The organism is Flavobacterium ginsengiterrae (assembly GCF_039539785.1).
Taxonomy (GTDB): domain Bacteria; phylum Bacteroidota; class Bacteroidia; order Flavobacteriales; family Flavobacteriaceae; genus Flavobacterium; species Flavobacterium ginsengiterrae.
The window spans coordinates 1-13,457 of record NZ_BAABDU010000001.1 but is presented as its reverse complement, the minus strand read 5'-3'; the positions used below and the strand labels follow the sequence as shown (position 1 = coordinate 13,457).

At 35.8% G+C, this 13,457-nt stretch carries 7 protein-coding genes and 1 rRNA gene; 1 reads left to right on the top strand and 7 read right to left on the bottom strand.

The window, feature by feature from the left end; all coding sequences use genetic code 11:
* Positions 1–12: 12 nt before the first annotated feature.
* The 4 genes from ABD859_RS00040 to ABD859_RS00025 all read right to left on the bottom strand — a co-directional run bounded on the left by ABD859_RS00040 (position 13) and on the right by ABD859_RS00025 (position 8,560).
* Positions 13–1,737, bottom strand: a complete 1,725-nt coding sequence (locus tag ABD859_RS00040; RefSeq protein WP_345138541.1) for a glycoside hydrolase family 43 protein — start codon at positions 1,735–1,737, stop codon at positions 13–15.
* A gap of 136 nt (positions 1,738–1,873) precedes the next feature.
* Entirely contained in the window at positions 1,874–3,814 is a 1,941-nt protein-coding gene (locus tag ABD859_RS00035) for a RagB/SusD family nutrient uptake outer membrane protein (RefSeq protein WP_345138538.1), read from the bottom strand.
* A gap of 12 nt (positions 3,815–3,826) precedes the next feature.
* Complete coding sequence (locus ABD859_RS00030) at positions 3,827–6,916, bottom strand: SusC/RagA family TonB-linked outer membrane protein (RefSeq protein ID WP_345138536.1); 3,090 nt, start codon at positions 6,914–6,916, stop codon at positions 3,827–3,829.
* A gap of 612 nt (positions 6,917–7,528) precedes the next feature.
* Positions 7,529–8,560 (bottom strand): LacI family DNA-binding transcriptional regulator, encoded by a 1,032-nt coding sequence (locus ABD859_RS00025; protein ID WP_345138533.1) that lies wholly within the window; start codon positions 8,558–8,560, stop codon positions 7,529–7,531.
* Positions 8,561–8,747: 187 nt separating this feature from the next.
* On the opposite strand from ABD859_RS00025, the gene ABD859_RS00020 reads away from it, so the two are divergent.
* Positions 8,748–11,375, top strand: a complete 2,628-nt coding sequence (locus ABD859_RS00020) for a glycoside hydrolase family 3 protein (protein ID WP_345138531.1) — start codon at positions 8,748–8,750, stop codon at positions 11,373–11,375.
* Between the two features lie 29 nt (positions 11,376–11,404).
* Here the strand turns inward: ABD859_RS00020 and ABD859_RS00015 are convergent, their stop codons facing one another.
* From ABD859_RS00015 to rrf, 3 genes are all read right to left on the bottom strand, one after another.
* Complete coding sequence (locus tag ABD859_RS00015; RefSeq protein ID WP_345138530.1) at positions 11,405–11,896, bottom strand: DUF2306 domain-containing protein; 492 nt, start codon at positions 11,894–11,896, stop codon at positions 11,405–11,407.
* Between the two features lie 162 nt (positions 11,897–12,058).
* Positions 12,059–12,916 carry an AraC family transcriptional regulator gene (locus ABD859_RS00010; protein WP_345138528.1) on the bottom strand — a complete coding sequence of 286 codons (858 nt, stop codon included), beginning with the start codon at positions 12,914–12,916 and terminating at the stop codon, positions 12,059–12,061.
* Positions 12,917–13,159: 243 nt separating this feature from the next.
* Positions 13,160–13,269: ribosomal RNA gene (gene rrf, locus ABD859_RS00005) — 5S ribosomal RNA — on the bottom strand.
* Positions 13,270–13,457: the final 188 nt, after the last annotated feature.

Below are 13,457 nucleotides of genomic sequence, written 5' to 3'. Positions count from 1 at the left end.
TCAGCCTATTTTCTACAATTTCGTGTCGTTAGCCGAAGTCGCATATAAACCTACCAATGCACCTGTAAAACCTCCTGCAACATTTGTTGAAAGAATATCTCCAGAAACTACACCGCCCAGATTTTCATAATCAGAGTCATTTGCTGTAAAATTGAATTCGTAACTATCTCCTTTCGCTTTTACCTGCAGTTTAACTGCTTTTTTAATCTCTATTTTTTTGCTGGCAATTATTTTCGACTCTCCATTTTCTGTTCTTTCTAAAAGTACATAAGTGTCTTTTCCTTTTTTGGTAATGCCGAAAACATAATTAAAACGTTCGTTTTGCAGACATACAATTCCGGCAAGATCTTTTTCTGATGCAGGTTTGTAATTTAATGTAGTTTCAAAAGAAAAAGTATTGTGCTGTTGTCTGTAAAAAAGTGTCGAAGTTGGTTTTAATTCTTTGATATTGGTTTCAAAAGGATTAATTGCAAGACCTTGTTTGGTAATCGAAATAAAATTTTCGCGAGGACCTCTTAAACCTATCCATCTATAATCTAATTTAGTGGAAGTGAAATTTTCGGTAAACGTGAAATTTCCATTCGGAAAAAAGTCTTCTTTTCCTGTTTTGTTTTCGACTCCTTTGGGCATTTTCAATTTTGGTTCCATCGGCACTAATCCGTTTTCAAATACAGGAAAAGTTCCAGACCAGTCAACCGGAAGTATAAAAGTCTCACGACCAATGTTTACACGGTCTTTATCATTTGGACGAATGCCTAAAAATACGCCGTAATATTGATTGTTTGGTCCTTCAATAATATCGGCATGTCCCGTCCAGTCTACTTTATTGGCTCTGTCTTTTGGAAAATATCTTTGGGTAAGTATCGGATTATTTGATGAAGGTTTAAAAGGCCCTTTTAGATTATCCGATATAAAAACCACTTCGCTGTGATTGCCTCCTGTTCCGCCTTCAGCACACATTAAATAATATTTACCGTTTTTTTTATATAAATGCGGTGCTTCAATCCAGATTGGCTTTTTAGAAAGATCCACGCCTCCATCTACTATAATTTTATCGGTTCCCGGAATTACTCTGTCATTTTCTGTATCGTATTCCCAAACTTTGATTACGCGGTGACCGTTGTAAAGTTCTTTTCCTTTATCCGGTGCATCATTATGCACAACGTAACCTTTCCCATTATCATCAAAGAAAATACTCGGATCAATACCTCCGAAATCTAGTTTTATGGGACTTCCCCAACCCTTCATCGGATCTTTTGTTTTTACGATGATATTACCCATTTTACCTGTAAAAGCGGTAACAATCATGTAAAAAGTATCGTTGTGAGGATTGTAGGTAATTCCCGGAGCGTAAACTCCTGCACTGATTCCGGTATCATGCGGATTAAATTCTTTGACATTATTTAGAACTCCGCCCAAATCGGTCCAGTTTACTAAATCTTTAGAATGAAAAATAGGAACGCCAGGAAACATGGCGAATGAAGAACAAACCATATAATAATCGTCTCCTTTTCTGGTAATGGCAGGATCTGGATAACATCCCTGCAGAAGAGGAGAATAAAACTCATCAGATTTTAGTGGATTATTTGTATAAATATCATCGTTTCCATTATAGATAACATTCGAAAAAACAGGCGATAGTCCACTTTTTTTCTTGGCTTTTTTTTCCTGAGCTCCTGCTTGAAAAATAGTCAGGAAAGTTATGGCGAATAAAAGAAATCCTTTTCTTGAAATCATTTTTTGTTGTTTTAAAATGTAATGAACAATATTAAAAAGCCGAGAGAATGACTCTCGGCTTTTAACTAACAAAACTTAAACTTATGAAATAAACTCAATGTATTTTAATGCTTACAAAAATTGTTTGCATAACTTATTAATATCCTGGGTTTTGATAAGCCGCTTTATCTGCAGCCGACATTTCCATACCATCAAGCTGTCCTTGTGGGATTGGTCTTAGATAATGATGCGCATCGATAACTCTGGTTATTACTTCTGGCGTATGCTGTCCGTAATTAGATCCTCCAATAGAATATTTTCCTGCCAGTTCATTCCATTTTTGAGTTCTAACTAAGTCGTACCAGCGGTATCCTTCTCCAAAAAGTTCACGAGAACGCTCTGCTAAAATGTAATTAATATCGATAACGGCTGGTGTAGCGGTTGTCATAGCAGTACTGAAATCTGCCGATTTTGCTATATTCCCGTTATTATCCCAACGCCATTTTCCTGCTCTTGCTCTAATTACGTTTATAAGGCTTCTTGCTGTTAAACTTCCTGTTGCTCCTTTTACTGCCGCTTCTGCCGCTACGAAATACAATTCAGAAAATTTAGCTACCGGAAATGGTCTTGTACTTGCCGCATTTGGCTGTCCTAATCCTCCTGCGTTATCTGTACGATATGGACCTAATTTCCAGAATCCAGGATATACAATTCTGCTTATTCCGTTTGGAGAAATAACATAATCTGCTCTTCCCGGAAGTGTTCCCGCTCCTACACCGCTGTCTCCTTGTCCAGAAGGATACGTAATTGGTGTTACAGGTTCTTCATTTAGAAATGATAAAACAGCATCTCCCGGTTTAATGGTTAAACCATTGGCATTTGTTAAAGTGGCTACAGTAGTTAAACCAGTTCCTTGTAAATTCCAGTTACCGCGGAAAGTAGCAGCGAATGTTCCATCATATCTTGAATCATTTGTTTTATCTGCAAATGTTTTTGTGAAAACTTCAATTGGCGGTGCCATCCTTGTCCAAGGACGTCCTAAAAACTGATTCGCTTCACGCTGCACAGACGAAACTGCTGCTGTACCGTTTTTACTTCTGATAGAAGTATAATTCCACGTTACCATCCAGCCTGCAAAGTTATCTGGCGCACCTCCGTTACCATACGTTAAACTTGCTCCATTGTAGTATTCGCTTTCCTGCGTATGATCTGCATAAAGCATTACTTCTTTGTTACGGTCGTTTGCGCCTGCGTTTACATCATAAAATGAATCTAATAATCCATAAGGGCCAGGATTTTGAATTCCTGCTACTGCTAAATTATAAGCTTCCTGAAAATACCACTGTGCATTGTGTCCGTCTGGATCAACTCTTTGAGCATCTGGGTAAGTTGGAATATTATTTGGATTTTCAAGCCACCATGCGTAGGTTAAATACGCTTTTGCCAAAAATAAACGCGCCAGTGTTTTAGTTGCTGTACCTGTTAATCGAGCTGCATCAGGAAGTTCACTTACCGCATCTCTTAAATCTGGAAAAATAGCTTTTGTATACACTTCAGGAACTGTATTACGTTTTGAACTTCTTGACGGCTTGCTGTTAAATTTCAATTCACCCGCTCCAAGATCCAGAGGAACACCTCCGAAAGTTTGTACGAGTAAAAAGTAATCAAAACCTCTAAAGAATTTAGACTCCGCAATCAGACTGCTTGCAATACCTACAGAAGCTCCATTTTCTATAATCCCGCTTGCTGTATTAATATCATAATAAGAATTATTCCATAAAACATCCGAACGACTTGAATTTGGATTTATAACTCCAACTCCAGACAAATCATGATCTTTAAAGTTACCGTCGGCACTTTGAGCGTAAGTAGCTTCATCTGTGCCCGTTTGGCATGCATTATAAAAATAAGCCTGTCCGTAAATCCAGCGCAAATGGGCGTAATGAGAAGTTAATCCCTGCTTAACTCCCTGCTCTGTTTTAAAATAATTTGGTTCGTAAAAATCGTGTGGCTTTTCTTCTAATATATCAGAACAGCCAGCTAAGGAAAACAAAACTGCAGATCCTACTATTATGTTTTTTAAAATATATCGTTTCATAAGAATGTCTGATTAAAAAGTTAAATTAAGTCCAAATAGATAATTTCTAGTCGTAGGCGTATTAGTACCAATAACCAAAAACCTTCTTTGGTAAGATGCAACAGCCTGATTCTCGTCTCCAAATGAATTGGTTTCTGGATCCATTCCTGATTTTCTATGATAAGGAGAAAATAGAACAAACGGGTTTTGAGCTGTTATATAAAGTCTCAAATTGTCGATACCTAAATTTCTTGTGAAATTTTTGTCTATAGTATAACCCAAAGTCAAAGCTCTGATTTTTACATAAGAGGCATCAAAATAGCCCATTGTTGAAATGTATTTTGGATTATCCCCGCTTCTGATACCTCTCGGATTTGGGAATTCTGCATCTCTGTTATCCGGAGTCCAGTAATCAACATCAACATTGGTTCTTCTTCCGTTCATTAAATTCAAATAACTTGCTCCTCCATAAAGTGTGCTGATTAAGACACCACCGCTTTTAAATGCTCCAACAGCAGAAAAATCAAAACCTTTGTACGTTAAATTCGTATTGAATCCTCCTTGAAAATCAGGATCAGTTTCTATAATTTGTCTGTCACTTGCGTTAATGGCACGTGTAGGCGATCCGTCTGGATTGTAATCTCCGGTATATTTTACTTTGATAGAACCCACCACAGTTCCCTGCTGATTAATTCCTGTTGGTCCTGGTTCTAAAATTGACATATAAGGATCTCCTTCCTGCCAGATACCCACTTTTTGGTAATCGTAAATAGAGTTAATGTTGTAACCTACAAACCAGTTATTTGCTTCATCGCGACTAGCTCCAGAAGCAAGTGCGACTAACTTATTTTCATTTTTGTAGAAGTTAACGCCAACTGTCCATGTTAAACCTTTCGGATTATCCAAAATAACTCCGTTTAAAGAGATTTCGTAACCTTTGTTTTCTGTTTCTCCCACGTTTGCTACATAACCGCTTACACCAGAAGTTGCAGGCAATCCCACTCTTTGCAATAAATCTTTAGTATTTGTTTTATAATATTCTATTGTACCAGATAAACGGTTATTGAAAAATCCAAAATCTAAACCGTAGTTCCATGTTGTAGAAAATTCCCATCCTAAACTTGGGTTTGGAAGTTCTGTAACATAAACCCCTGTAGAATTTGTGCTTCCAAAGTTATAAGGTCTTGTACTTAAAGCTCCTAAAGTAGCGTACGGAGCAACAGCCTGATTGGATGTTTCACCATATCCTGCACGTAATTTCAATAAATCGATGTGTTTAACATCTTTAAGAAATGACTCGTTTGAGATCGTCCATCCTGCAGAAACTGCTGGATACGTTACCCATCTGTTATCTGGCGAAAGTCTTGAAGAACCGTCAGAACGAACTGTTCCTGAAATGAAATAACGATTATCATACGAATACATTAATCTCGCCATATACGAAGTTAAACCCCATTGTGTATAATCCTGATCGGCTGGGTTTATAACGGCTTCTTCTTCACTTTGTCCTAAATTATAAAACTGGAAGGCATCAGAAGTAATTCCGTTTCTGCTGATTCTTGAACTGTTTCCTGTGTATTGTTCGTTAGAATATAATCCCACAAAGTTTATCGTATGTTTTTGAGCAAAAGTTTTGTCATACGTAATTAAGTTTTCAAGTAACCATTGTGTAGACCAAAAATTACTGATAGAAGCATTTGACAAAGTGGCTGGATTTACATCAAAAACTCCTTGTCCTTCGTAATAACCGCTGTTTGAAGTACGGAAATTAAGTCCTGTATTAAGTCTGTATTTTAATCCGTCGATACCCGGAATTTTAACCTCTGCAAAAATATTATTGTATGAACTAAAAGCTCTCGTTTGGTTCACATAAGCATCGCCCAGATTTTCAATTGATTTTCTGGTGTAAACCCAGTTATCATCTGCTGCCATACTTACAGTTCTTCTTAGCGATCCGTCAGGATTATACGGATTAGCAAGAGGCGAAGTCGCTAAAATAGTTCCTGTTCCGATATTATCGCCGTTTGAAAGTGTATAATTTGTATTGGTATTAAAGCCCAAACGAATCGATCTGTTAATCTGCTGATCTAATCCGGCTCTCAAACTAAAACGCTCATAACTCTGACCCGGCAAAACAGATTCTTCTTTATAATATCCTAAACCAGCATTATAAGCACCCATTTCTGTACCTCCAGAAACGCTCACATCGTGGCTGATCATTTCACCAGCTCCATATAATGAATCCTGCCAGTCGGTATTTACATTACGTGACTCGCCTACACCATCTACGTATAAACCTGCATAATCACGAAGCGCGGCAAATTTAGGTCCATCCATCATAGGATATTTTCCAAATACCTGTTTTATACCGCTGAAACCATTATAGCTGAAAGTCGCTTTTTGGTTTTTACGTCCTTTTAATGTTGTTACTAATATAACTCCATTTGCACCTCGAGAACCGTAAATTGCTGTCGCCGAAGCATCTTTTAAAATATCTACCGATTTAATATCTGTCGGGTTAATATCGCCTATTGAACCCGCAAAAGGAACACCATCTAATACCACCAGCGGATCATTGCTTCCGGTTAGCGATCTGGTTCCACGAATTCTAATCTGCATCGCTGCTCCAGGTTTAGAAGAAGTTTGTGTTAATTCTACCCCTGCAAGTCTGCCTTGTAATGCCTGAGTAATATTAGCAGAAGCCACTTCGTTAAGATCTTTTCCTCCTAATGTAGCAACAGATCCTGTTACGGCTTCTTTTATCTGAGTACCGTATCCAATTACAACAACTTCTTTCAGAGTATTTGTATCCTCCTCCAGCAGTACATTTATTTTTGTTTGTCCATTAACAGCTACTTCTTTGTTTTTAAATCCTATAAAGCTAAAAACAAGCACACTGTTTGAAGGAACACTTATAGAATAATTACCATCAAAACTGGTACTTGTTCCACTCTTTGTTCCTTTTAAATTAACATTAGCCCCAGGAATAGGACCATTAGCATCTGAAACGGTTCCGGTAACTGTTACCTGCGCCCTTACATTAAAAGAAAGCAGGAACATTAAGATCAAAAAGCCAAAGCATTTTAAGTACTTTGATCGACTCGCAACAAAATAGTTAGTCATAAAAATTGATTTAAATTAAAACTGGTTTTTTGGTTTAGTTAGTAATCTTAATACTGAATCTTAATAAAATAATGAAGTCTATTTTTCTTAAGTGTATCTTTCACAAATATAGCAAAGACAATTAAATACACAATCGGTTGTGTTGAATATTTTTATTGATTATTAAAAAAATTGACATTTTAAAAACACTTAACACATAAAAAATACAAATAAATTATCAATTAAACAAAAACACACAAAACCATTTAAATACATTTGTGGATTGTATCGCATTTTGAGGTTATTGCTGAAAAAAAGATAAAAAGACAGGTTTTGTAATTTTTTTTTGAATTATAAAGATTTATTCTTACAAAAAGGACAACTTAGAAGATTATTATTTAACAAAAACAAGCAATTTATTACGAGTTTAAGACTGATAATCAATTCAAAAAAAGAAAAACAATCGATTGCTCATGAAAATAATTCTCAAAAAAGCATGATATACAGTTCGTTATAATTTTAAAATAATAAGTAAAAAATTATACTTGTAAGGATATAAAAAATATTTATACATGAATAACCTTCTACGGCCATCATGTTATTAAATACATCTATTTAAGAATGGCAGGATATTTATAATTTCTTTGAAGATTCTCTTATAAGTACTTCTGTATTAAGAAACGTAATTTCTTTAGCTTCGTCCTCCCTGCGTTTCTCAATATTGTCAATTATGATTGAAGCTGCTGCGCTACCCATTTTTTCCGCAGGATGTGTAATGGTAGAAATATTAGGTTCGATAATTTCAGAAATAGGATCGTTATTAAAACCAATTACAGCAAAGTCTTCCGGTACTTTGATTCCTCTTTTCTTTGCTGTCTGCACAGCACTTACCGCGAGAAGATCTCCAGGCGCAAAAAGTCCGTCAGGTATTGGTTTCAAATCAAAAAGTTTATTGCTAGCTCTTACCCCCTCTTCATAAGTCATTGTTTTCAGGGTAATTATCAAATTATCATCTAAAGTCAGACCATGTTCAGTAATAGCATCGATATAACCTCTTTTTCTTTCGTTATAAAGATGACCAAATTCTGATCCGGTTGTAATATGCGCAATTCTTTTACAGCCTTGATCAATAAGATGTTTGACTGCTTTATAAGCTGCCGCATAATTATCGATCACTACTCTAAAGGTATTATAACCTTTTGGAACACGATCCACAAATACCAGCGGAACATTATTCGCAGAAAACTGATCAAAATGCGAAGTATTTTTTGTTTCCATGGCCAGCGAACAGATAACGCCGCTCACTCTGCTTTTAAATAAAGACCTTGCCATATTAACCTCGTCATTGTACGAATCATGAGACTGCATAATAACAACCGAATAATCTGATTTTCTGGCCGTAATCTCGATACCACTGATTAATGAGGACAGAAAGGGCTGTGTAATAGTCGGAATCAAAACACCAATGGTTTTTGTTTTATTTCCACGTAAACCTGCAGCAAGCGTATTAGGTACAAAACCCATTTCTTCTGCTGTCTTTTTTACTTTTTTAATAGTCTTATCACTTATGCTCGGATGATCTTTTAAAGCTCTTGAAATTGTAGATGTTGCCAGATTCAGTTTCTCGGCAATGTCGTAAATTGTTATATGTCTATGTTCTTCCATTTGCACAACATTAAATTGGAATAAATTTTAAAAACACATTTTTGGCTACAAATAATTAAAGAATATTTATTTAAAGCTGCATCTATTTTAAATAAAGGCATAAAATTAAAAATATTTTTCATTTCTTTACACAATCGGTTGCATTATTTTATTACAAATGTCTAAATGACTTAAATTATAATTTAATATGAAAACAAAAAATATCGTTCTTCAAATTACATTGTTAGTATCACTTTGGTGTTCTGGGCAAAATAAAACAGAAAAATTTCCTTTTCAGGACACATCCAAAAGCTTTGAAGAAAGGGTTGATGATTTAGTCAGCCGTTTAACACTGGAAGAAAAAGTATCGCAAATGCTAAACGCCGCTCCTGCCATACCCAGACTGCAAATTCCAGCATACGATTGGTGGAACGAAACTTTACATGGTGTCGCAAGGACTCCTTTTAAAACAACTGTTTATCCACAGGCGATTGCGATGGCAGCCACTTTCGATAAAAATTCCCTTTTTAAAATGGCCGATTATTCTGCACTTGAAGGCAGGGCTATTTATAATAAAGCGGTAAAATTAAACCGTACCAACGAACGTTATCTGGGTCTGACTTACTGGACACCGAATATTAATATTTTCCGTGATCCGCGTTGGGGACGCGGACAGGAAACATATGGAGAAGATCCTTATCTTACAGCCGTTCTGGGAGATTATTTTGTGAGAGGACTTCAAGGAGATGATCCAAAATACTTGAAAGCGGCGGCATGTGCCAAACATTATGCCGTACACAGCGGACCAGAATCTTTACGCCATACTTTTGATGTTGACGTTACTCCTTATGAATTGTGGGATACTTATCTCCCAGCCTTTAAAAAACTTGTAACGCATTCTAAAGTTGCGGGTGTAATGTGTGCTTACAACGCATTTCGAACACAGCCCTGTTGCGCCAGCGATATTTTGATGACAGATATTTTAAGAAATCAATGGCAGTTTACGGGCTATGTAACTTCTGACTGCTGGGCGATTGACGATTTCTTTAAAAATCATAAAACACATCCTGATGCTGAAAGTGCTTCGGCAGATGCTGTTTTTCACGGCACCGATATAGATTGTGGCACCGATGCGTACAAAGCTTTGGTACAAGCTGTAAAAAATGGTAAAATCAGTGAAAAGCAAATTGATATTTCTGTAAAACGTCTTTTTATGATTCGTTTTAGACTTGGGATGTTCGATCCTGATTCTATGGTCAAATATACGCAGACTCCTGATTCTGTGTTAGAAAGCAATGAACATCAGGAACACGCTTTAAAAATGGCAAGACAATCGATCGTTTTACTTCGAAATGAAAAGAATACATTGCCTTTAAACAAAAACCTGAAAAAAATTGTAGTTCTTGGTCCAAATGCGGATAATGCTATTTCTATTTTAGGAAATTACAATGGAACTCCAAGTAAACTAACAACTGTTTTACAAGGTATTAAAGATAAATTAGGTTCTAATGTAAATGTAGTATACGAAAAAGCTGTAAACTTTACCAACGATACATTATTAGTATATCAGAACAGCGCAAATCAATATTCTTTTGAAGGAAAACAAGGTTTTAAAGCTGAATATTTTAAAAATAAAGATTTAACCGGCGAACCTGAAGCAGTAAGAACAGAATCTGAAATTAATCATTTTTGGCAGGAAGGCGAAATGGTCGTAAAAAACATTAAAGCTAACCATTTTTCGGCACGCTATACAACTAATTACACAGCAGACAAAGATGGTTCTATTACTTTTGAAATTAGTGCTGACGACGGTTACCGATTTTTAATTGATGGAAAAGAAGTCATTAATGCCTGGAAAAAGAATCGATGGGGAGAAAAAACATTCAAGTTAGCCACCAAGAAAAATACGGTTTATAATTTAGTTTTAGAATACTGGCAAGGCGAAGGAAAAGCCAACGTTGCATTACAGACTGGAAATTTTGAAAAAACCGATTTCAAAAAACTTATCGAACGCCATAAAGATGCCGATGCTTATGTTTTTGCAGGCGGTATTTCACCACAATTAGAAGGCGAAGAAATGCCCGTAAATTATCCCGGATTCAGTGGTGGCGACCGAACTTCTATTCTTTTACCGAAAGTTCAAACCGAATTACTGCAGTCACTTCAATCTTCAGGAAAACCAGTTGTTTTTATTATGCTTACAGGAAGTGCCATTGCAATCCCTTGGGAAGCAGAAAATATTCCGGCTATTGTAAATGCATGGTATGGAGGACAATCGGCAGGGAAAGCTGTTGCAGATGTGCTTTTTGGAGATTATAATCCGGCGGGGAGATTACCTGTAACTTTTTATAAAAACGATGCCGATCTACCTTCGTTTGAAGATTACAGCATGAATAACAAAACCTATCGCTATTTTACAGGAACACCGCTCTACGGATTTGGTTACGGTTTAAGTTATACAACTTTCAAATACGATGCATTAAAAGTTACTCCAAAAGCAAAGAAAGATTCTGAACTTTCTGTAACCGTCAGAATAACTAATACAGGTAAATTAGAAGGCGAAGAAGTGCCTCAACTTTATATTATAAATCAGGATTCAGGTATAAAAACACCTTTAAAAAGTTTAAAAGGTTTTGAACGCATTCATTTAAAAGCAAAAGAAAGCAAAACAATCACTTTTAAACTCTTGCCTGAAGATCTGTCGTATGTTACCGCAGACGGCACATCAAAACCGTTCAACGATAAAATAAAAATAGTTGTCGGCGGTTGTCAGCCAGATGAAAAAAATAAGGCTAGTGCTAATGTTGTCACACAAACTATTCAAATAGTAAACTAACCGCCAAAAAATCTATACAGCAAAACCGATTAAATCTGCTGTTTATGAAACTGCCTCTGCTTTCTAAACTGATAAATAGAGCCAATAGCAAAAAGAAGCAATAAAACCAGAAGTGTGTTGCCAATTACAGGATCTGTGATATCTTTTGCCAGCGGATGCCCCAGAGGAACTCTGGTAAAAGTTTCGTTAACGGTTGGAACGAGTGACAGAAAAAAACTGAAAGACAGCGAGAAGTTTTCGAAATAACGAGCTCTTCTGCTGTCTTTTCTTTTTAAATTCAAATAATAAGCAGCTGTTACCAGAAGAATTATAAAAATCGAAAACGCATGTCCCGGATTAAATCCGCCGTGTTTTGAGATACCAAATGAAGTTAACGATGTAATGATTGTTCCGTAAAAATAGATTTTGCCCGATAAGGTGTTCAAATTAATTTTACCATATTTAATATAATCTACTAAAGCTGCAACAATTGCAGCAACACCTATAATGGTGTGAAAAATTCCCAGACTTGATAATCCCATTTTTTATTGATTTAAAGTTGTTTGAAGTACACAGCAAACATCCGATAGATCGAGGGAAATGTTTTTGCTAATTTGTCCAATTGTTTGGCAATTTGGTTCACAAAAAAGCATCGTTAAGATAAATCGTAACGATGCTTAAAATAATTTAAACGAGATTTAAAATTATAATTTGTTATTAAGTTTCTGACGATAATTTGTAGGACTTAAATTGTATTTACTGGTGAAACTTTTGGTAAAATTAGCCAGATCATTAAAACCACAATCAAAAGCAATTTCGGTAATACGCTGGTCTGAAAACTCCAGAAGTTCTGCTGCTTTTTCGAGTTTTTTAACTTTAATATAATTGGCAGGCGTATCATTATATATTTTGGCAAATTCACGTTTAAATGATGAAACACTTAAATTGTTTTGGTGCGCCAGTTCTTCAATTGTAAGCTGTGAAAATAAATTGGCTTCGATTATTTGTTTGAAAGTATAAACTGTTGGCGAAAAAAGCTGTGATAGTATCAACTGTATCGATTCTGAGTTTTGTGTCTGAGACAATAAAAGTATAATTTCCTTTACTTTGAGCACCAGAATATCTTCGTTAATCAGTGACGGATTTTCAAAATAAAACAATAATCCCTCAATGTATTTCTGGATTAGGAAATCATTGTTAATTTTTTCGCTGGATTTATTCGATATCACGTTTTTAGGCTTCTGAAACAATAACGGAAGTTCTCTGTCGTATATTCTTTTTAATATTTCAGGATAAAAAGTAACAATCACAATTTCGCAGTTACTCATTGAACTGGAATGCTGCATCTGTTTTCCAGATTGTATACAGTTTAGCAATAATGAGTAATTGGATTCTATGTTAATTTGCTGGTCATTGAACTGATAATTAACCTCTCCGCCTTTCACATATAAAAAACAAGCTTGTTCAGTAACTGGAAAATCAAATTTAAACGGCGGTGTTAATTCGATTTTTTGAATGAGTGTTTTACCATAAAGCTCGTGCTTTTTATAATTATTTACCATAACTTTTATCTACATTTTCAGATCACTTCGCATTATTAGGAACACCTTTTAATCTTTTGTAAAAATAATATCTTATTGCTGATTAAATGAATTAATAATCAGTCCATTTTTAAAATATCGCTGCAACAATGTATCAGCGCCCGTTTATCTCATTTATTTATTAAGCTTTATTTCAAAAAAAACATATTTCCAAATTTGTATAAAACAAAAAACCCTATCCGAATTGGACAGGGTTTTTAAAAAGAAAGGCGACGACATACTCTCCCACAATACTGCAGTACCATCTGCGCAGGCGGGCTTAACTTCTCTGTTCGGGATGGGAAGAGGTGAGCCCCGCCGCAATAACCACCTTAAGGTTTTTGGTTTTCAGTTTATTGTTTTGAGTTCCTTGAGAACTTAACACATCACTGATAACCGCCCGCGACGGGCAAATATTTTAACATACTGAGATAAAGAAACAAATAAGCATTAATTTAGAAAGTTTCCTCCTCCCGTCTTTTGGACGGGAGGAAAAGGGTGTACATAAGCTTACGGATTATTA